This is a genomic window from Cryobacterium sp. W22_MBD10_FK3 (assembly GCF_052113745.1).
GTDB lineage: Bacteria > Actinomycetota > Actinomycetes > Actinomycetales > Microbacteriaceae > Cryobacterium.
In genome coordinates this window covers 1-18,756 of sequence record NZ_JBGQOH010000020.1, presented here as the reverse complement: position 1 = coordinate 18,756, position 18,756 = coordinate 1, and the positions used below count along the sequence as shown (strand labels likewise).

General features: G+C 65.3%; 20 protein-coding genes. 12 read left to right on the top strand and 8 right to left on the bottom strand.

The genetic code is table 11. The annotated features are described in order from the left end of the window. Positions 1 to 5: 5 nt before the first annotated feature. From ACEN2M_RS15365 to ACEN2M_RS15340, 6 genes are read right to left on the bottom strand one after another with little or no spacing between them, the layout of a single operon-like run. Positions 6 to 1,550, bottom strand: a complete 1,545-nt coding sequence (locus ACEN2M_RS15365; protein WP_441649016.1) for an ATP/GTP-binding protein — start codon at positions 1,548 to 1,550, stop codon at positions 6 to 8. Further along, the gene (locus tag ACEN2M_RS15360) at positions 1,547 to 3,247 is read right to left on the bottom strand and encodes an SCO6880 family protein (protein ID WP_441649015.1); all 1,701 of its coding nucleotides are present in this window, start codon (positions 3,245 to 3,247) and stop codon (positions 1,547 to 1,549) included. The genes ACEN2M_RS15365 and ACEN2M_RS15360 overlap by 4 nt, the downstream gene beginning before the upstream one ends. Continuing rightward, entirely contained in the window at positions 3,240 to 4,718 is a 1,479-nt protein-coding gene (locus ACEN2M_RS15355) for a hypothetical protein (RefSeq protein WP_441649014.1), read from the bottom strand. The genes ACEN2M_RS15360 and ACEN2M_RS15355 overlap by 8 nt, the downstream gene beginning before the upstream one ends. Continuing rightward, positions 4,718 to 5,428 (bottom strand): hypothetical protein, encoded by a 711-nt coding sequence (locus ACEN2M_RS15350; RefSeq protein WP_441649013.1) that lies wholly within the window; start codon positions 5,426 to 5,428, stop codon positions 4,718 to 4,720. The genes ACEN2M_RS15355 and ACEN2M_RS15350 overlap by 1 nt, the downstream gene beginning before the upstream one ends. Before the next feature lie 30 nt (positions 5,429 to 5,458). Next, entirely contained in the window at positions 5,459 to 5,773 is a 315-nt protein-coding gene (locus ACEN2M_RS15345) for a hypothetical protein (RefSeq protein ID WP_236900939.1), read from the bottom strand. A 4-nt stretch (positions 5,774 to 5,777) separates the two neighbouring features. Continuing rightward, positions 5,778 to 6,596, bottom strand: a complete 819-nt coding sequence (locus ACEN2M_RS15340) for a MinD/ParA family ATP-binding protein (RefSeq protein ID WP_441649012.1) — start codon at positions 6,594 to 6,596, stop codon at positions 5,778 to 5,780. A 719-nt stretch (positions 6,597 to 7,315) separates the two neighbouring features. Between ACEN2M_RS15340 and ACEN2M_RS15335 the strand changes: the two genes are divergently transcribed. The 4 genes from ACEN2M_RS15335 (at position 7,316) to ACEN2M_RS15320 (ending at position 10,517) form a co-directional block, all read left to right on the top strand. Then, a complete protein-coding gene (locus ACEN2M_RS15335; protein WP_441649011.1) occupies positions 7,316 to 7,639 on the top strand; it encodes a hypothetical protein in 324 nt (107 codons plus the stop codon). A gap of 93 nt (positions 7,640 to 7,732) precedes the next feature. Then, complete coding sequence (locus ACEN2M_RS15330; RefSeq protein WP_441649052.1) at positions 7,733 to 8,089, top strand: ArsR/SmtB family transcription factor; 357 nt, start codon at positions 7,733 to 7,735, stop codon at positions 8,087 to 8,089. Positions 8,090 to 8,147: 58 nt separating this feature from the next. Continuing rightward, positions 8,148 to 8,384, top strand: coding sequence for a hypothetical protein (locus ACEN2M_RS15325; RefSeq protein ID WP_134642583.1), 237 nt, complete (start codon positions 8,148 to 8,150; stop codon positions 8,382 to 8,384). 243 nt (positions 8,385 to 8,627) lie between these two features. Next, on the top strand, positions 8,628 to 10,517 hold the full coding sequence (locus ACEN2M_RS15320; protein WP_441649010.1) for a helix-turn-helix domain-containing protein: 1,890 nt from the start codon (positions 8,628 to 8,630) through the stop codon (positions 10,515 to 10,517). A gap of 23 nt (positions 10,518 to 10,540) precedes the next feature. Here the strand turns inward: ACEN2M_RS15320 and ACEN2M_RS15315 are convergent, their stop codons facing one another. Further along, the gene (locus tag ACEN2M_RS15315) at positions 10,541 to 10,837 is read right to left on the bottom strand and encodes a DUF7882 family protein (protein WP_441649009.1); all 297 of its coding nucleotides are present in this window, start codon (positions 10,835 to 10,837) and stop codon (positions 10,541 to 10,543) included. 474 nt (positions 10,838 to 11,311) lie between these two features. Between ACEN2M_RS15315 and ACEN2M_RS15310 the strand changes: the two genes are divergently transcribed. The 8 genes from ACEN2M_RS15310 (at position 11,312) to ACEN2M_RS15275 (ending at position 17,110) form a co-directional block, all read left to right on the top strand. Further along, positions 11,312 to 11,965, top strand: coding sequence for a hypothetical protein (locus ACEN2M_RS15310; protein ID WP_441649008.1), 654 nt, complete (start codon positions 11,312 to 11,314; stop codon positions 11,963 to 11,965). A gap of 171 nt (positions 11,966 to 12,136) precedes the next feature. Then, positions 12,137 to 12,496: a hypothetical protein gene (locus tag ACEN2M_RS15305; RefSeq protein WP_441649007.1), complete on the top strand. Its 360-nt coding sequence runs from the start codon at positions 12,137 to 12,139 to the stop codon at positions 12,494 to 12,496. Positions 12,497 to 13,083: 587 nt separating this feature from the next. Next, positions 13,084 to 13,236, top strand: coding sequence for a hypothetical protein (locus tag ACEN2M_RS15300; RefSeq protein ID WP_441649006.1), 153 nt, complete (start codon positions 13,084 to 13,086; stop codon positions 13,234 to 13,236). A gap of 19 nt (positions 13,237 to 13,255) precedes the next feature. After that, positions 13,256 to 14,191, top strand: a complete 936-nt coding sequence (locus tag ACEN2M_RS15295) for a DUF3560 domain-containing protein (RefSeq protein WP_441649005.1) — start codon at positions 13,256 to 13,258, stop codon at positions 14,189 to 14,191. 139 nt (positions 14,192 to 14,330) lie between these two features. Then, positions 14,331 to 14,768 carry a hypothetical protein gene (locus ACEN2M_RS15290; RefSeq protein ID WP_441649004.1) on the top strand — a complete coding sequence of 146 codons (438 nt, stop codon included), beginning with the start codon at positions 14,331 to 14,333 and terminating at the stop codon, positions 14,766 to 14,768. A gap of 364 nt (positions 14,769 to 15,132) precedes the next feature. Further along, a complete protein-coding gene (locus ACEN2M_RS15285) occupies positions 15,133 to 15,552 on the top strand; it encodes a DUF3846 domain-containing protein (protein WP_441649003.1) in 420 nt (139 codons plus the stop codon). Between the two features lie 272 nt (positions 15,553 to 15,824). Further along, positions 15,825 to 16,706 (top strand): ParA family protein, encoded by an 882-nt coding sequence (locus ACEN2M_RS15280; RefSeq protein WP_441649002.1) that lies wholly within the window; start codon positions 15,825 to 15,827, stop codon positions 16,704 to 16,706. Further along, positions 16,703 to 17,110: a hypothetical protein gene (locus ACEN2M_RS15275; RefSeq protein WP_441649001.1), complete on the top strand. Its 408-nt coding sequence runs from the start codon at positions 16,703 to 16,705 to the stop codon at positions 17,108 to 17,110. Before ACEN2M_RS15280 ends, ACEN2M_RS15275 begins: the two co-directional genes overlap by 4 nt. Positions 17,111 to 17,211: 101 nt before the next feature. Here the strand turns inward: ACEN2M_RS15275 and ACEN2M_RS15270 are convergent, their stop codons facing one another. Further along, positions 17,212 to 18,273 carry a hypothetical protein gene (locus ACEN2M_RS15270; RefSeq protein WP_441649000.1) on the bottom strand — a complete coding sequence of 354 codons (1,062 nt, stop codon included), beginning with the start codon at positions 18,271 to 18,273 and terminating at the stop codon, positions 17,212 to 17,214. Positions 18,274 to 18,756 lie beyond the last annotated feature (483 nt).

Below are 18,756 nucleotides of genomic sequence, written 5' to 3'. Positions count from 1 at the left end.
GCTGGTCAGGTGGGGGTGTTGCCGGCGGCCATGGCGGAGTCGGTGTTGGTGACTTCGATCTCCCAGTCCGAACGAATGTGACGGATATGGGTTTCCGGGTTCGACCCGTACTTGAACACGCAATTGCCCGGGTTCAGCCCCATCAGCGTGGCGGTGGTGTCAGGTGCGAAGTTGAACGTCTCCTGCGCCCACCGGGCGTCTTCGGGGCGGTCCTGCCGGAACGCGTAGACCGTCTGTGCTTCCTGCACGACGGTGTAGCCGGGGCTGTCGACGGGGATGTCGGTGCCTTTGTGCATGACGAAGACGTTGGAGATGCCGAGGGATCGGGAGAGTTTCTGGTTGGATTTGACGAGCTGGGCGGAGGGGCCGCCGATCATGTGCCAGCCCTCTTCGTAGATCACGTTGGTGATGAACCCGCGCTCCTGGCGGAGCCGGCCCATCAGCCACATGTTCCCGATCGCCATCACCGTCGGAATCGCCGGCCCCGAGTCGGGCAGCTGCGAAATGTCGAACGTGGTCAGCTTGTGGGAGAGATCCACATGCTGGCTGGTTTCGCCGTCGAAGACGCCGGCGTAGGTTTCCAGGAGGTTCTGCAGGCCGAACCGGATCGACAAACCTGCCTGGTGAAACCGTTCGGACGCCTCCGGTGACAGCCCCTGGTCGGTGGGGACCATGCCTAGGTACGGCATCAGGTCCGTCGTCGTCGCGGCCCGGCGGGTGTCTTGGAAGCGCTCGAAGAGCAGCTGCAGTGCGTGCCGGGTGGCTTTTTCTTCCCACTCGGTCGCGGCGGTGTCGTCGCGGGCGATGCGGGCGACCGCGTTGATGAGCAGCATCTGCCCCTGCAGCCCGGTGCCCTGCGCGATGAGGGGGTCCATGAGGTTGAACCTGGTCCCCGTACCGTCCGGATCGAACCGGAGCGGCTCGGTGCCCATCCGCCGGGTCAGGGCCGCGTATTCGCCTTCGCCGCCTTCGTCCTTCTTGTCAAAGACCACTGCGCGATGGTTTCGCAGCAGTAGCGGCCGCATCACCATCACCGTCTTGGTGAACGAGGACTTTCCCGACCCGACGGTGCCGATGATGAGCACATTCGGCGACGTCAACTTTCGAGGGGACGCGTTGTACGCGGTCGGGGCGTCATGGCTGATCATCGTCGAAGACAGATTGTCGGTGCCGTTGACGACGCCCTCGATCCCGGTCGGGGCCCCGATTATGCCGGTGTTCAGGATCTCGGCCTGCCGGGTCGTTGTGGGCGCCCCGGCCAGCTTGGGTGCGTACCACCCTCGCGCCGCCGCGCCTGAGGAGGCGCGGAGCACGGACCCGGGCCGGGAAAACGGTGGCACGTCCGCCGGCCGGGCCGTGGGCCCAGCCGAATCGGATGCGGCAGCGTCCTCTTCACCGGTTAGGACGGGCGGGATCGTCGCGGTGGGCGACATGAAGATTTTCAGGCCCGGCACGGACCCGTACCAGGGCTTCCTCGACCCGGCAGAGTGAGCGCCACCACCGGCGGCGCTCGTCGTGGTGGTGGGCGGTGTGGCCGGGTTGGTGGTCATGAGAGTGCTTCCTTCTCGGTGCGGCCGGCAAGACGGTTGATGGCCCGGGAGGCCATCGTGGGCGCTGCGGGGCGAAGGCCCCGGCCGATGGGCCAGGTTGTGCCGGACGCGGCGGACTGGAACGAGTCCTGCCAGTCCAGCCGTTCGATGCCCAGGCCTGTGGCGCAGGCTTCCTCGAGCTGGCGGGAGGCTTGGGCGAGGTCGTCGCGGGTGGGCGCGGAGATGGTGATGAACCCGATCCAATCGACACCATGATGGTGCGATCCGGCGGCCAGGTCTGCGGAGCGGCGCTGCGCGGCCGACATCCTCGTGGTCGAGTCGTCGGAGACCAGGCGGCCCTTCTGCTGGTCGGCCATGACCCCGGCAAGGTCCCGGACGACGTCTGCTCTAGCTTTCGCTTTGGCTTGACCGGCAGGGACCAAATGCAGGTGGAAGGACACGGAGCGGACGAAGGTGAGTTCTCGGCCGATGAGCAGATCCAGACACCAGAGCGGGCTGCGGCCGGCCACGGCGAGGTTCTCACCGTGGATCGCCGCCGTCCGATGCCACCAGGTCACCGGAGGCGAAACCGGCCCGTCCTCCCCCATGATCAGCGACGTCGGGTCGACGTCTTCGACCACGTGTGCGGAGAACTCATCGTGTGAGCGCAACCCGGCACGGAGAGGGTCGACGGTGCGGGTGAGGTCAATGGGCAGGTGTGGGTTCTGTTGGTGCAGCATCAGCGCGGTGGTCTGCTTCGCCGTCAGGGCGCGGACGTCGCCCATCTTCGCGTCGTCCAGGCCTCGTTCGGTGGCACGGATTTGATCGGCCATCAGCACCCGCCAGGCGTCGCGGCCAAGGCCGAACTTCGCCGCAGCATCGGTGAACTGTTGATCCAACGGCCAGGACACCACGACGTAGTGGCGTTGCACCATCGCGTCTGCACTGGATTTGCGGATCACTTCGTCGTAGGAGAGTTTCTGCGCCTCAAACGAGTCCCGCTGCGCGGCCGTCCAGTCCTCGTGCACGCTCTCCAGGCGGGTCTTCACCCAGAGCTGCTGCCTGGCGGAGTCCGGAGGTAACACCCGGGTGAGGGTTTGCACGTCGCGGATCAACGACGACGGCGCCGCCCGGCGGGCCAGGAACTTGCCCCAGGCGTTGGCTGCCCGGGTCAGCGCGGCCGCGGTCTCCATCCCGCGCAGCTGACCCGATACCGAAAACGCCACCGACAGGTACGGTTGCTCACCGATCGGGGCATGCCAGGCGATGCCGGGCATGTTCGAGGCGTACTGCAGCCAGCCCATTCCGTCGGAACCATCCGGGTTCGCCCGCATCTTCACCATGGCGCGCTCCGCGGCCCGCATCTCCTCTTTGCTTCCCTGATTGATGGCTTCCTGCAGCTGGTCCCACGCCCCGACTTCGTAGGGCACGAATTCGTCCGTTCCCAGCCGGCGGCGGGCCCGGGCGCGGGCGCGTTTCCGGCGGCGTTCGAGCACGGTGCCCCGGTGCGTGCGTGCGGTCGTGAGCATCGTGATGCCCACCCCGGTCACGGCCACGATCAGGGCCGGCAGGCCCAATCCCATGACCATGCCGACCATGCCGCCGCCGATGAACACGGCCAGCAAGAACACCCGGGTTTTGGACGCGGTGCCGCCGAAGAACCCGCGGTGCCCGGTCTCACCGCCCAAGTACCGGACGTATGGCTCCGGGTTACTCATGGGTGGAGTCCTTTCCATAGTGCTGCTCGTGGTCCTCCACCGGGGCGACCGCCGCATCCGTGACCGAATCGGTGACCTTCTTCGTCGTATCGAACCCGGCCTTGGCGCCGGCGGCGATCATCGTGGGAATCCCGATTGCTGCGCCGACACCGGTCGCGGACTCCGCGACACCCGCTGCGGTCAGCCCGGTCTCAGCCGCTGCAGCGCTTCCACCGGCAGCCGCCGTGCCCGCACCGACCGTGGTGCCGGCTCCTGCAGCTGCACCCGCGCTCGCCCCGCCACTCGTGCCGCCCCGCGAGGCCGCCTCAGAGATCGACGACGTCGCCGTGTCGCCTTGGGCCGCAGCCGAACCACCACCACCCGTGCTGCCAGCACCGCCGGTGGTGACCGGGGTGCTGTCCGACTCGTCGGAGGCCGACGAACTGTCAGCGCTCCGGCTGCTCGTTGAACTGCTGGGACTGCTGTCGCCGTACTTCGCATCGGCCTGCTGCATCGACGGGGACCCGATCGTCGGACCCGCAACCGCCGCACCGCCACCCCCGGTCGGGATGACCGGGGCGAACTTCGTCAACGCGAGGGGGGCCAACCCCGCCATGAACAACGCCAGGATCGACACCACCAACGTCACCGTCTTGGCAAGCGTGGGCGAGCCGGCGAACACATCGACCTGCGCAGACATCATGCTGTACGCGATCGCGAGCAGGAAGAAGAGCAGCGGGTGCGAGGCCAGGATCCCGAACCACAGGTACGCGATCTTGGACCCGAACTTTCGCTTCTGCGGGTCCACGATCCACACGAACCCCAGCGGGAACAACACCCCGGAGAAGTAGAGAGTGATGAGCTGCACGATCAGCATGAGCAACACGATCAGTAAACCGATGATCATGAAGAACATCAGGATGACGCCCAACACGGCACCGCCGGCCAGGCCGTCGCTGTTCTCCTCCGAGAGCATCACGGAGAACTTGTCCACGATCGTCTGAGCATTATTTGTAACGCCCCACGAGATCAGCGAATCTGACAAGGCCCCGAAGAACGTCACCAGAAACGCCCCCAGCGCGGGCCCGAACATGGCGCCGAGAATGAACGCGGGCCCATACAACGTCAGTGACTCCCCCAGCTCACGGCCGGACTGATGCCCGCGCGCGGTGCGCACAATCTGCGGAATCAGCAACGCGACAAACACGAAGATCGCCAGGGCGAACGACACCCGGTACGCCTGCAGGAACCAATCTGCAGTCAGATCCGGAAGGGTCGCGTGCGTCAGGGCTGGCAGCACGTTATCAGCCAGTCCCTTGGCCCCGTTCTGCATCATCTTGAACGAGTTCCCCGCTGGATCCGACCAGAAGTTCGCCACTCCTGCAGCCGTATTCACGGCGTTGTTGGCCCCGTTGACGGCGTCCCTTATTCCGCCCGTTGCTCCGTTCCATGCGCACGTTGCGATGTTGGTGCAGCCGTCTCCCGCCGCCACTAGCAACCGCCCGTGTAGCGATTGCCACCAGCGGTGAGCTTCTGGGCGTCAGGCTGCTCGCCGTCGGCGACATGCCATGCGCCGTCTTCCCAGACCATGACGAAGGCTTGGGCTGTGACCTTGGTCGGGCTCAACTCGCCATTAACGACGTATCCAGCGGCGATATTTACCGTCACGCGATCGGCTGTCGAACTCTCTCCCACCAGCCATAGTCCGTTCGTGGTGGATAGGTGGAAGGGTGCGCCCAGCTCGACCTCACCGTTGGTGAGGTCATCAGTGGATGAATATGTACCAGCAAGATCTCTATAGGAATCCGGCGTATCCACAGACATGATGGCGTCGCTGACAGTGCTCGCGTCAGCAGAGTCAGGGTAGGGAGACTGCCACACGAATCGATAGAACGCTGTGGCGACTTCTACGGCTCCGTAGGTGCTGTGTTTGGCTTCTGCTTGGGCGGTGAGGACCATGTTGGCGGTGCGGTCCTGGCCGCCGAGGCAGCCCGTGGGTGCAACGTCGTCCCCGTTGTCTTCGCTCCCCGATGCGCTACCGGTCGCGGTCGCCGTCGGTGTCGGTGTGCTCGAGGTGGGTGTTGTGAGGGGCTCTGCTGCGGGGCGGGTTGCTGTGTAGGCGATGCCTCCGCCGATGGCGAGGACCAGGATGCCGCCGCCGATGACGAGAGGCCACCGGCTGCGACCGGATGCTGTAACCATTCGCATGGTGGGTCTCCTTGGGTGGTGTGGTTAGCCGGCGAATGAGAGGACGGCGCCGACGATGATCGCCAGGCCGGCGAGGGCGGCGAGGGCGATGCCGGCCCAGACGGCTTTCCGGCGGCCTTGTGCGTGGGCTTGCGGGTTGGGGTTGGTGTCGCCGGAGGCTCCAGCCATGGCCACGATGCCGAAGATCAGGAACCCGATGGAGACGAGGATCCCGATGGCCCAGAGGGCGGCGATGAGTTTTTGCCAGAGGGCGGTGAACTCGGCTCCGCCGAAGGAGAAGTCGGGCAGGATCCCGTCGAGGGGATTGTCGATCGCCGCGCGGAGCATGAGGTCGTGCATGTGGTTAGGCCTTCCGGTTCTGTGTGGGAGCGGTGGAGACCGCGGATTGCAGCGCCCGGACCACGCTCGCGGCTGCGGCCACGAATGCGTCCCTGGTCGCGGGCTGGAGCTGGGCGAGGGTGAGTTGTCCGCGCTCGGCGATGTGCGCGTCGTAGGGGATGTCGTGCAGGGCGGTGACGCCGGCTTGGTTGAGGAGCCGTTCGACTTCCTGGCGGACGGCGTCGTTCTCGGGGCGCCCGTCGGTGAGGCGAATCGCGATCGCCCGGTTGGCCAGCCCTGCAGAGTCGCCGCCGGCTGCACGGAGTTCCTCGAGTAGCTGGATCGCTTCCAGGACTGAGTCGCCAGCGTTCATGACGGGGATCACGAGGACGTCTGCCACGGACACTGCACCCTGGAATGCGGAGGAGGTGGGGACGTTGCCGGAGTCCATGACGCGAATGGCGTAGAACTCATCGATGACGTTGGACACGGCCACGACGGATTCGCCGGTGAGGCGTTCGCGGCGGCCGGTGGATCCGATCACGGAGGCAAACGAGGTTTGCGGGGCGGTGTAGCCGGCGAGGCGTCCGACGGTGCCCACTTGATCGACGTCGCGGACCAGTTCCCCCAAGCCGAGTTGAGGGTTGCCCTCAGCGCGGAAGTTCAGCGCGCCGGGGTCATCGGAGACTTCCAAGATCGCGACGGAGCCGCCGCGGATCGCGGCGAGTACTCCCCCGAGCAGCAACGCGGTCGGAGTTTTACCGGTGCCGCCCTTCGGGTTGTTCACCAGCACCGAGACGGCGCGGGTCCACGTTGCTTGGCGCACGGTGGTCTCATGCGCCATGCGTTGTTCCTGCAGGCGCCGCTCCCCCAGTTCTGCGGCGCTGGGTCCGACCGGCAATCCCAGACTCGCCAAGGCTCCACGGAACCCCGTGGTGGCCTTGGCTGGGTTCGCCGTTCGCGCCCCGGCGACCAGAGCGGCCGCCGACCCGCCAAACAACACCGAGGTGCTAGCCAGGCTCACCGTGGTCGGCGCCTCAACTGCGGTTTCCGCAGGCGTCGGCGGCATGACGGGGTCTGCTCCGACCCCAGCGGAGGGGTGCGCGGGACTATCGTCGGCCGTTTCTGCTCGACGGCGGGGCGCCGGCGGGGGTATGTGGGCCGTGTCGTCCTCGACGTAATCTCCGGCGCGGTCAGCCGCGCCGAAGACATCACGGGTGCTGCGGTGACTGGTGTCACTCATGGGCGGTATCTCCTCTCGAACTCTTGCTAAGCATCAGAGGGATATAGGACGCCCCCCAAAGGCCCTGACTAGTCTCTACTTTTTCGCCCCTAAATGCCACCTGAACGGGGGGTGTGCCTCGCCTGAGTGCCAGCATAAATCTCCTGAACCAAAGGAAACTTGCGCCTGGTTGCACACGCGGGGTCGTTTTGAAACCCTATGTGTCACTACCGACATTGGCGCGCTCGTTAATTTGTCAACGTAATTAGATGCGTTTGCATTAACCGCAGAAGAGTCGTGTTGCGGGTAAAAATGCGCGGATCCACGCCAGAATTGAGCGCATGGCGCGCGACGACAATCTGATGAAACATGCCCCTGACCGGGTGGCCCTGTTTCAAGAGCTGTTTTCCGCACCTTCCCGGATCCTTGTCCTCCGCGTGCTGCTCCCCAAGCCTCTGAGCTTCAACGAGTTGTTCGACGCGATCGGCGACACCATGAGCCGCCCCGCCGTCCACGCCGCACTGATCGATCTTCGGTCGATGGGCTACGTCGAGGACGACGCCCCCGACGACGTCCTCCGCCGCCCCGCCGGGACCATCTTCACCGCGCGACGAGATCTCGTCACCCGCGACTTCGGCCAGGTCCTCGAATTCGTCCTGGGCTAGGGGTGGCGTTGTCGCGCTAGGTCGGCCGGTTCCTGCCGTGCTCCCATTTTCCATAAGCTAACCATATAATGATTAGGGTTGACCTGGTCAACGATGGAGAGTGGGGAGGTCGGGCAGAATGGCACAATGCCTCGCTATGTGCGTCCCCCTCATGATGAACTCGTGGAGGCAGCGATCGACGCATTTGGGAACCGAGCGCGGGTGGCGATCCTTAGACATGTTCGCGAGAACGGTCCCTGCACTCGCGCCGACATTGCAACGGCACTCGGGATTGCTCCCCCAACAGCCTCGAACCACCTGTCAGCGCTTGAGACAGCAGGGCTTATCGAGTCATCGCCTCCACGCAGCGAGGCCAGGAGTGGTCAGTGGGTCCGTTACACAGCTGTTCCCGAACGCATCACAGAGCTTTACGTTGCTTTGGGTAAGTTTCTCGGGCAATCAGAGCCTTAATCGTGCAGCTCCCGCGTGGCGCACACTCTTGAATGGGTTTAACGCAAAGATCGTTTCCATGGCAGTTGCAAAGGGAAGCCGGATTCGTCGCGACCACACCCCCACGGTGTTGTTCCAGACACGAGTCGACCCCGCGATCCGCGCGGAAGTGAATCAAGCCGCAGCCGCAAGTGGTGTCTCCACCGGTATCTACCTGGAAGCACTACTTCGCCTAACTCTCGCGGACAAGGGCCAGCTGCCCGTCCTCGACCTCATCCCTAACCCAAACGAGGAGCTGCTTATCCCAGCCGCTTAAACGAAAAAGCCCGCCGCTTCCGCGACGGGCTTCTACAAGTTTCGTAGCTCAAACCCTCTGTGCTTGCCGGCCCGAGGTTCGAGCTAATCCAGATCACCAGCCCTCACGGGAGGTTTCTCTATGCCACAGAGCATAGCTGATTTCACGCAGAATGCACCCATAAAGGTGTCCGGCGTGTCCGCAGAGCAGTGGACAGCGTGGGATTTGACGCGCCGGATTAGTCCCCGCGACCAGGTCCGGGTCATGAAACGCGACGCGTATGGGCGTATCGATGAGAACAATTACCCCTCGATTCACCGGGTGGGCCCGGTTGAACCGTCGACGCCGTGGGCGATGAACCTGGCCGATGACGCGGGTGTGTTCCGGTTTCTCTGCTTCGACTTTGACGGCAAGATCCAGGGCGTTGTGGATGCCGAGTTGATGGAGCGGGCTGTCGATCAGTGCGATGCGCTCTCTCGCACGCTGGATGAGTTGTCGATCGCACACGTGGTCTGCCAGTCCTCCGGAACTGGTGGCCGGCACCTGTGGTTGGCCCTGCAGGACGGTGCCGTCAAGGCTGATGTGGCCCCGGTGGCTCGGGCCGCGCAGGTCACCTACAGCCAGTTGGACTTCGGCATGCTGTTGAACACCGTCACCGGTGCCGCCCGTCCCCCGGGTTCCCCGCACCGGGACGGCAGTTCCTCGAGCGTGCTCCGCGGTTCTGTGGCCGCTCTCGCGGCCCCGTCGACGACGAGGGCTGACCTGGTCGCCCTGGCTGGGCTGCTCGAGGAACGCAAGCCTGCTCTCCGCGCCCAGGAGAGCCGCCCGTCTGGACCCGTGAACATCCACCACACCGGTCACCGCTCCTTGAGTGCTGCGGGGGCGGCGCACATGGCCACCATCGACGGTGGCCGTGATCCGTCCTGGACCGGGTTCATGTGCCTGCTGTCGGCCGCGAATGCGGGCTGGAGCTTCCTGGATGTGGAGCACGCGGTCAAGTCCGCGCCGGGGATGGAGCATTACCGGACGAAGAACACCGGCCGTGGCGGCCGCCATCCCCGCTCAGCCGGTGAGGCCCGTACCCGCCTGGAGCGCCAGTGGGACAAGGCCGTGCAGTACGCGGCCTTGCAGCGCCCGCTGCCGGCGGAGAAGGCCCCGGAGGACCTCACGGAGCTGACCGCCATCGTCGCTGAGGTGTCGGACCTGCTGGAGCGGTTCCGGGTCAATCCCGGCCGGTGGGGCGCGACCGAGGCCACGTCGAACCAGCAGTCGATTCTCTCCGCCCTGGCGTACCTGACCTTGCAGACCGGCAAACGCGTTGTCGCCGCCGCGATCCGAGACCTGGGCCCCATGGCAGGCCTGGGACGAACCACCGCAGCCACCGCGCTGACAGCCCTCGCGGAGGCCGGCTACGTCGAACGGGTCACGGCCAGCGACGAGGGGAACGCGGCGGAATGGCGGCTAGTCTCCACGTTTTCCACAACCCTTCGTACAGTCCGGTCACAACCACTACATAACCCCCGCCCCCCTGCCGCCGACCCGCTTCCCGTCAGTCGTACTACTGCCGAGCTTTTTAACACTCGCGCTGCTCTCGTGGCCCAGCTCGAGGCACAACTCACTGACCAACGCCACGACCTGTTCACCCGCCGCGGCCTGGGCCACCTCGCCGGCAAGCTCTACGCCCTCCTGAAGCAACACCCCTCCCTCACGGTCGACACGGCTGCTCGTCTCCTGGGCGTCACTGCCCGGCACACCGCGACGATCCTGGGCCGGCTCCGTCGACACAAGCTCCTCGTGGGCCACCGCGACGGGTGGGCCAGATCCAAACAAGACCTCCGGGACCAGGCCGCGAAGATCCTGAACGTGGCCGGAACGCTGGTCGCTCGAGCGGAGCGGTATCGGGTGGAGAGAGAGGTCTGGGCGTGGTGGCAAGCGGAAGTGACCACCATGAACACCCACCCGGGGAAGCGGCCTAAGCGTCCCCACGTGTCCAGCCGGCCTCTGTTCGAAGCAAGTAATGCCGGGGAACGGGTGTGGCCGCGGTATCCGCGGGCCAGCAACAACCTGGCTGATCACCGCAGTGCGCTGGAGCTCGTTGCGGCCGGCAACCTGAATCCGGAAAGTCGTTGGCTGTACCTGGGCGATGTCGCTTAGGTGAGCGTGTGGGCCGGGCTGGCTCAGGTTCTGGTGGCGTTGAGGGTGAGGCCGTTAGTGGAGCTTGCTTGGATGAATAGTTCATCGATCCAGGCTTTATCCACGGTGGGTTCGGTGCCCTGGGTATAGAGGAATTGCAGTGGAATGCTGGGGTGCAGCCAGATGGTGGTTCGGCTGTCGGCGGTGTCAGTGGGGTAGGGGCAGGTGAGGTTGAAAGATTGGTGAAGTCTGAGTTTCGCGCCGATCACGATCTCGAGATGGGCTAGGACGGTGTCATCGAAGTTAATGGCAACTCTCGAGTTGTAGATGAGAGTTCCCATGTCTGGTTCCTAACCATGCCTGGTATGCGACCGGCGCCTGCTGGGTGACTGTTGTCGATGGTGCCGGATAAATCCGTAGACAAGCGCGGACCACCCGATTAGCGGGGCCGATGACATTCGGCGTCTTTACTACGAGTCTCTGTGTTGAGCCGGTGAAGCAGATCTGGAAAGGAAGACGCCCCGGAGAAGGCTGGGTGGCCTGTTCGCGCGCTCACTGTACCTACAGAGCTGATGGGCAAGATAGCCCCAGTTGAGGGGCGGTGCCCTGTGGACGCCGTGCGCGTCTTTTGGTTCAGGCACTTTTTTGTCTGTCTGTCCGGTCATCGTAGTTCGCTTTCGCGCCTGCGCGCCCACACTCTCGGACGCGGTCGAGGGCTCCCTTATTTCGCCCGAGACTGCGGGCACTTCGGCTCTCCCGCTCTCAATCGATTCTCTTGCCAGACAGGCAAAAAAATCAGTTGAGCGGAGAGTCTCATGTATCTGTCCCACGTCGTTGTCACCGGGCCTGTGCGAAGCAGTGATGACATTGCAGCCGACCGGAAAGCCGCGAACGCGTTCTTCACCCGGTACAACAAACCCACCTGGAAGAGTGCCCGGGAGCGGGAACGGATGGTCGAGTTCTACAGCCACGACTGGAACCTCGTGTGCTGCGCCCTCGAGGCCAAAGCCTGGACCCTCGAGCACGGCCAGGACACCGTGGCCGCCCGCGCCCAGGCCAAAGCCGCCCGGGAAGCCGCCGAAGCGCTAGGCGGACTGCCCGCTCGGGACGACTCGAAGCTTCGCCCGTACGTGCACTACACGACCACCCGGCGGATGCCCGCTCCCGGTTTGACGGTCAGCCCGATCGGGGAACGCCTCACCGGGCGGCGTGAAGCGGCGAGGTTCTGGGCGTTGTGCAAGAACCCGACCCCGGTGTTCGTTGACAAGGTCCTGCACGCCGGCCACCCCTTCACCCAGTGGGCCCTCCTAAACCCGTCCTACGGGCCCCTGCAGGACGCTCCGGAGAACTACCGGGGCACGCTGCGGACACCCAAAGAGCTGCGGTTCCGGAAAGGCACCATCCGCCCCGGCGGGATGAGCTACGACCGCGCCCTAGAAATCGCGCTGCAAGCCCTACCGGCCCGGTAAGTGAGGGTCCGCGGCCGCCCCGTGACCGGGACGGCCGCGGGTGAGGGGGCCGCCCGCCCCCTCACACTCCCCCAGGCGAGCACGTTCTCCACAGGACCACAAACCAGTCGCCGGCTCGGCGCCGGCCGGTTTTAGCGTTCAGGGATCCCACTTCATCGAAAGGACGCCCTTATGTGTTTCATCAAACTTGCCGTGACCACCTACGAACACGACCGGTCCCGGCCCGCGATCGGCGCCGACGATGTGTGGATCAACCTCGACCAGGTCGTCACCATCCAGGAGCAGCTGGACAGCAATACCTTCGCCGACGCCGTCCGGATGGGCATCACCCCGGAAGAGCACTACCCGTGCGTGGAGCTGAGCATGTCCAACGGCACCACCCACCTGGTCTCGCTGGGCGTGTACGCCACCCAGGCGGCCGGGTTCGACGCGATCACCCGGTTCATGCCCGCCCTCATCAGCGCCAGCGCCACCCGTGACGACGAGCTCGAGCAGCTCCTGGCCGAATCGCCGTCAGTCAGAGCGCACTAACTCGACCTCCGATGTGGGCACGCCGCTCTGTTTTGGGCCGTCGCGCGCAACCTGGATCCGGCGACAGAACCCAACGATCGAGGGAGATCGGCCAGGAGTATTCTCGGCTCCAACCCGGTGTGATGGTCCCCCCACTGTCACGCCGGGCCCACCCCACTTGTGGCGCCGGCGGCATGGCACGGACGTGATTTAACGGCCACACCTGCCAGCGCCTATGGCCGGTGTCTGCGGTGACCAGGCGCACGTCCCTGGCGGAACGTGGAGGAACAGCGGCGCGGCCGCCGCACTCCTACCCCAGGTGAGCCGCTGCGCGGCCGGGGTCCTTCTCGGAGTGGAATCAATCTGACCCCGTGACGGCGCTGCCGTCCACAAGCGAATTGGAGCCGCTTCGCGGCGCTGCCCGGTGGGCTTTTTGTCCTATCTGGCGTTTCACCGTAGCTTCCTCCCGTGCCTGCGTGCCCGGATTCTCGGACGCGCCCTGCGGGCTTATTTCGCCCGACAATCCGGGCACTTCGGCACTCCCGGTCGCTATCGATTTCTCTTGCCAGATAGGGCAAAAAAACAGTTGTTCAAGAGGAAGAGAACCGATGGCTGAGACCGATTACCCGTACGAGAACACCTACCCCCGGGAGCGCTACGCCGCCGGGTGCGCCTGCAGCGGGTGCCGGTCCGAAGGTGCCGCAGACACTCAGCCAGGCGAAACCTGCACCGCCAGCCGCTACGCCGACAGCTTCGCCTAGACCAGAGGGAAAAGAACTCATGCTCACCATCACCCACACCCACGAAGCCGGAACCATGATCGACGGCACCAGCCGAGGCGACGGCACCGCCGAGATCCTCAAGTCCACCGGATGGCGCTGGGGCCGCAGCATCAGCGCCTGGTTCGTCCCCCAATCCCGCGACTGCCTGCCCAAACTGCACACCATCACCCGCACAAAGACGGCACTTGAAGCCGCCGGGTTCGAGGTCACAACCGAAATCGACAGCAGCCACCGCACGACCGCCGACGTCGAGGCCGGAAAGATCGAGCGCCAGGCGGACCGGGTCGACGCCCTGGCCGCGAAAGCAGAGCGCAAGACCAGCGCGGAAGATGCCGCCTACGACAAGGCCTGCAGAGCGTTGGACCGGCTGCCCGAGGGAGGCGAGCCGATCAAGGTTGGCCACCATTCCGAAGGCCGCCACCGCAACGCGATCGCCAAAGCAGATACCGCCATGCGCAGATCAGTCGAAGCCAGCGCAGAGGCCACCACCGCCCAGGCCCGCGCCGACGCGGCCACCCACACCACCGACGCCCGTTACAACCCGGTCACCGTGGCCAACCGCATCGAGACGTTGAGCGCTGAGCTCCGCAAGCTCGAACGCCGCATATCCGCGCAGTGCTACGACGACACCCGCGGCTACATCGACGCCACCGCCGAGCAGATCCAGGCCCGAGCAACACGCCTCGCCCCCCACATCGACGAGAAGCGCGACCAGATCGCCTATTGGGAAGCCGTCCGCGCCGCCCACGTCGCCACCGGCACGGCCACCGGTTACGACCGGTCCACCGTCCAGAAGGGCGACCGGGTGAAGATCCGCGGCCAGTGGCGCGAAGTCGTGCGCGCCAACCTCAAAACAGTCAGCGTCACCACCGGCTACACCTGGACCGACACCGCCCCCTACGCCGAGATTCAGCAGCTCATGCGGCCCGAGTAAACCCACCCCAGCGGCCGGCCCACCCAGGGCCGGCCGTGAGGGGGTCTCCCCCTCACACTCCCCCACCAACTGCAGCCGGCCCCGCCCGGCACCCACCCTCGAGAACGGTCCCGACACAGGGACCACAGGAGATCCGGTAATGATCATCACCTACCAACGCCCCGCCACGCTCGAGGCGCACCAGGTCGACCAGGACGCACCCGCCGCCGACCTCAGCCCCACCGGGGCCACGTGCGGAACAACGACCGTCGACTTGCTCGGGATCCAGTGGAGCTGCAGCAGAGCACCCCACCCCGGCCAGGACGAACACCGCGCCACCACCACTCCCGCAGGCGACGGCCCGACCGGCGCCGTTGCCATCGCGTGGACGTACCAATACGCCACCGACGCGCAGCACGGCGACGTCGACCAGGCTGCCCCCACCCAGAGCATCACCGTCACCCTGTCGTTTCCCGACCGAGCTGCACACGGCATCAACGCGGCCGCGGTGATCCGCAGCATGGTCGACGCCGGACTAGGCCACTTCTGGGAAGGCGACCAAGACGACGTAACCGCCAGCTCAACCGCCACCACCTGACCGCCGGGCCGACCCTCAGGAGGTCGGCCGCGAGGGGGACGGCGCCCCCTCACACTCCCCCACCAGGCGAACCCGGCCACGGCCGGCCCCACACGGAGCCGGCTACGCCGGCCCGACCCTTCAGAAACTCTCTTTTCTTCCCTTGGTGACCCGGTCATCGTAGTTCGCTCCCGCGCCTACGCACCACACTCTCGGACGCGGTCGCACGCTCCCTTATTTCGCCCGAGACTGCGGATGCTGCGGCACTCCCGCTCTCAATCGATTCTCTTGCCACCAAGGGCAGAAAAACGGTGGACGACAACACAACCACTGCCCAAAAGCCCGGAAACCCCGCGGCTACTCCCCCACCAGGAAAGAGAACTCCATGACCAGCACCATCCGCAGCATCCAAATCCACCCCACCGGCACCATCACCACCCTCACCCCGGCCGCCGAGAGCATCGGGGCCGATATGTGCCGGGCGATCGGATGCTCCATGTTCGATGTCGTCGGCCTCGCCGACAACATCGACCTCTTCGTCGACGACGAAGGACTCATCAACGGATCACCCCTGAACCTCCCCGCCACGATCCTCGCCCACCACCTCGGCGCCCCCGCCGTGCTCTTCGGCACCGCCATCGCCGTCAGCGTCACCCCCGACGGCGAAACCATCGGCCTCACCGATCAGCAAATCGCCCGGATCCAGAAGACACTCACCCACCGACCCGACGACGGCACCATCGACACCCTCCTCGAGAGCCTCGCCCCATTCCCCACCGTCGTCAGCATGCTCAACAACTGGTAACCACGAGCAACCGGTTGGCCCCACCCGGGGCCAGCCGGTGAGGGGCGACCCCCCTCACACTCCCCTGCAGGAGAACCACGCTTCCTCGGTGTCTCCCGGGAATCATCAGCGCCCCGGTCTGCAATACTTGCAATACAAACAAGTGTTGTATTCCTTGTATTCCAAGGTATTATTGCTTTTGGCAATAGTTGTGAAATGATTGAAAGACAATTAACGCTGTAAAGACAAACAAGCCTTGTGTTTACAGCTTTCTGGCGAAAGGCAAACCAATCGTGGCCCATGCGGCAGTCATATCCAACAACAAGGGCGGCGTGGCGAAGACCGAGCTGACTGTACAGCTCGCCGCCGCGCTAGCTCGAGCTGGCAAGAACGTCCTCGTCGTAGACATGGACCCACAAGCGAACGCCACCCGACGCCTCGGTATCGAATGGGACGCAAAAGCGCCCATCCTTACGATGTCCGAGGTGATCAAGGCTGACCAGATTGGGGCGGGGGAGGGGGCCGTGGTCGCCTGTGGATGGGCGCTGCCGGATGGGAGTCCCACACCTGAGGCCGAGCGAATCGACGTTCTCCCGGCACGTTTTGATCTGATCAACCGCGAAACTGAAGCTGGTGTCGTCGGCGCAGTCCGGCGCCTCCAGAAGGCTCTCGAGGGGTGGACCGACGACTACGACGTCATTCTCATCGACACCCGTCCAGATCTCGGACATCTCGTCCAGATGTCGATGGCGGCGGCCGACACCATCATCATCCCGACAGATCCTAACTACGACTCCGTTGAAGCGGCGATCCGCGTGAATGATTTCGTCGCGAGGCATGCGATCGACATTGCCAACCCGACACTCGCCGTCGGTGGCATCGTCGTGACCAGGCGAAAGACCACCATCGAGCACGACTATCAAATTGAGGGTCTTCGCGGTCAGTTTGGCGACCTCGTATGGAACCTCGGGGGAGTCGTCAAGATGTCTGATGGTTCAGAACTGCTCAACCCCGCCTACATTCCCGAATGGTCCCGATTCGCGGAAGCCGACGCGGCTGCAGTGTCACTCTCCGGCTGGACTGATCGCAACGGACGCAAGACCGTCGCCCTCTACGATGCCGTCGCTCGAACCTACATATCCCGCTTCCTGAACGCCGAGGGCGTGGCAGCATGACCGCACCCATCCGCCGCCGGCCCGGAAGCACAAGCCCGCTCGCGCTCGTGCCCGAGGTCGAGGAACTCCGCACATCGCCGGTAGAAGAGCAGGCACAGCCGATCGCTGAGCCTGCCCCAAGCTCCCCCGCGACAGCGCCTGCAACTGCAGCACTCGCGGTTGAGCCCATTGAAAGTGTTGAGAAGAAAGCCGTCACATTTGCGCTCCGCACGTCCCTCAAGAAGCGCGCAGAGACGGCAGTGCTTCGAACGGCCGGCTACGAGGGCGGCTACAAGTCCATGGCTGCGCTCGTCGAGGGTGCCTTAGAGCGTGAACTTGAGCGGCTTGCCGTTGAGTTCAACAACGGTGAGCCATTTCCAGAGAACGCCGGAGGCTTCCGCCAAGGTCGACCGCTAGGAAGCTGATTAAAAGACGGGGGCGAGCTCGGAGGCCACTTGACGTGAGCGGGCGCTGGTTTGACCACAAGGTCGTGCCGCCGCCCGAGCAGGGGAGTTGGGAAGCCGATCTACTTCTGCTGCGGGCCTGATGCTCGTGACTCGGCGCGGTCAGCACGGGTACGTTGCTCGCGTTCGCTCGAGCGTGCCAGGTCCAGGTCGGCGCGCAGCTGGGTGAGCTGCTGCTCGAGAGCATCCCGCACGTCGGTGACGCGCTGTTCGGCGTAGGAGCGCTCCCGGGCGGCCTCGGCCGCGGCGCTGTCGCGTTCGCTGGCGACCGTGGCCAGGCGCCCGGTGAGCACGAGCGCTTCTGCGCGGGCGCTCTCGCGCTCCACGCGGACCTGGTCGAGCAGGTCACGCGTGGTCGCTGTGTCAGTTTCGGCACGCTCGGCACGCGCTGACGCAGCGTCAGCCTGCGCGGCCGCGTCCCGAGAGGCCGCCGTGGCCTCGTCCTTGGCCGCTGTGGCCGCCGTGAGGAGCTCCCGGGTCTCGGTGAGCTGTGCGGTCGTTGTCGCGTTCTCGACGCTCAGGATGGCGACCTGGTCCGTCAGGGCGGCAATCTCCGCGGCCGCACGGGTGTTGTCCTCACCCGCGACGACCAGGTCGCTCTCCAGCGCCCCGGCGCGCTGCTCGAGCCCCGCGAGGACGTCGCGGAGTTCGTCGACCAGGAAGGCGGATTCCTCAGCTGCTGCGTCGGCTTCGGCGCGCTCAGCCTCGGCCTTACGTGTGGCGGTCTCTGCCCGGTTAGCGCGCGCGGCTGCGGACGCGACCTGTTCGGCTGCGTCGGAGGTGACGGCCTCGATCTGTGCTTCGGCCGCGTCGGGATCCGCGATCGTGCGTAGTTCGTCGACGAGGACGACGAGCTGCTGCTGTAAGTGCTCGACCATCCCGGTGACCTGGGACTGCAGCAAGCTCGCGCGCTGACGTGCGGCATCGACGGGGAGCTTGTCGTCCTCGACCGGGCGCTCGACGCGTCCGGACTCGGCGCGGCGTGCCCGCCAGGCGGCGGCACGGTTGTGGGCAGGGTTGACGCAATAGCCGGCGGGCCGGCCAACGCCAGGCGTGGCGTCGACGGGCTCGTCGCAGCCGGGGAAACCGCAGGTACGCACGTCGGTGATCTCGGGAATGCTCATACCTATATCGTATCACTCACTACCCAATACGATAACGAAATACGAATAACGATAACTAAATACGAAACGAGGGAGCGTCGACGCGGTCGCGGAGGCCATCGCGGCCGGGGTATCTTGCCGTCATGCACACGGATGACCTCGGCGCACCGCCCAACTGCGCGCGCTGCCTCGTCCCGATGCTGCCCGCCGGCACTAACGATGCGCCCTACTGGCGCTGCCCGTCCTGCGACCTCGTCAGCATGATCTAGAGCTGTCGCGGTCAAACCATTGTCACCGAGGGTCATTCCGCGGCGACCGGTGGCGCTGCGTGGTTTAGGTGAGATCGAGCGCGTTGACCGCCACATCCCAGGGGTAAGCCTCGATGGCTTCGGCGAAAGTGGGGGCTGTGACCCGCTCGACAAGAACCTTTTTCGCGGCCATGTCGAACAGGTGCACGGCGCACATGTTGGTCGTAGGTTCGATGAAGAATTCCAGGCGCACACT

Coding starts and splice junctions, on each gene's coding strand:
- ACEN2M_RS15330 (WP_441649052.1), top strand. CDS start 7,733: ATGGAGAGTGGGGAGGTCGGGCAGAATGGCACAATGCCTCGCTATGTG.
- ACEN2M_RS15300 (WP_441649006.1), top strand. CDS start 13,084: ATGGCTGAGACCGATTACCCGTACGAGAACACCTACCCCCGGGAGCGC.
- ACEN2M_RS15365 (WP_441649016.1), bottom strand. CDS start 1,550: ATGACCACCAACCCGGCCACACCGCCCACCACCACGACGAGCGCCGCC.
- ACEN2M_RS15320 (WP_441649010.1), top strand. CDS start 8,628: ATGAAACGCGACGCGTATGGGCGTATCGATGAGAACAATTACCCCTCG.
- ACEN2M_RS15295 (WP_441649005.1), top strand. CDS start 13,256: ATGCTCACCATCACCCACACCCACGAAGCCGGAACCATGATCGACGGC.
- ACEN2M_RS15275 (WP_441649001.1), top strand. CDS start 16,703: ATGACCGCACCCATCCGCCGCCGGCCCGGAAGCACAAGCCCGCTCGCG.
- ACEN2M_RS15310 (WP_441649008.1), top strand. CDS start 11,312: ATGTATCTGTCCCACGTCGTTGTCACCGGGCCTGTGCGAAGCAGTGAT.
- ACEN2M_RS15290 (WP_441649004.1), top strand. CDS start 14,331: ATGATCATCACCTACCAACGCCCCGCCACGCTCGAGGCGCACCAGGTC.
- ACEN2M_RS15325 (WP_134642583.1), top strand. CDS start 8,148: ATGGCAGTTGCAAAGGGAAGCCGGATTCGTCGCGACCACACCCCCACG.
- ACEN2M_RS15335 (WP_441649011.1), top strand. CDS start 7,316: ATGGCGCGCGACGACAATCTGATGAAACATGCCCCTGACCGGGTGGCC.
- ACEN2M_RS15360 (WP_441649015.1), bottom strand. CDS start 3,247: ATGAGTAACCCGGAGCCATACGTCCGGTACTTGGGCGGTGAGACCGGG.
- ACEN2M_RS15270 (WP_441649000.1), bottom strand. CDS start 18,273: ATGAGCATTCCCGAGATCACCGACGTGCGTACCTGCGGTTTCCCCGGC.
- ACEN2M_RS15315 (WP_441649009.1), bottom strand. CDS start 10,837: ATGGGAACTCTCATCTACAACTCGAGAGTTGCCATTAACTTCGATGAC.
- ACEN2M_RS15305 (WP_441649007.1), top strand. CDS start 12,137: ATGTGTTTCATCAAACTTGCCGTGACCACCTACGAACACGACCGGTCC.
- ACEN2M_RS15350 (WP_441649013.1), bottom strand. CDS start 5,428: ATGGTTACAGCATCCGGTCGCAGCCGGTGGCCTCTCGTCATCGGCGGC.
- ACEN2M_RS15345 (WP_236900939.1), bottom strand. CDS start 5,773: ATGCACGACCTCATGCTCCGCGCGGCGATCGACAATCCCCTCGACGGG.
- ACEN2M_RS15340 (WP_441649012.1), bottom strand. CDS start 6,596: ATGGCGCATGAGACCACCGTGCGCCAAGCAACGTGGACCCGCGCCGTC.
- ACEN2M_RS15285 (WP_441649003.1), top strand. CDS start 15,133: ATGACCAGCACCATCCGCAGCATCCAAATCCACCCCACCGGCACCATC.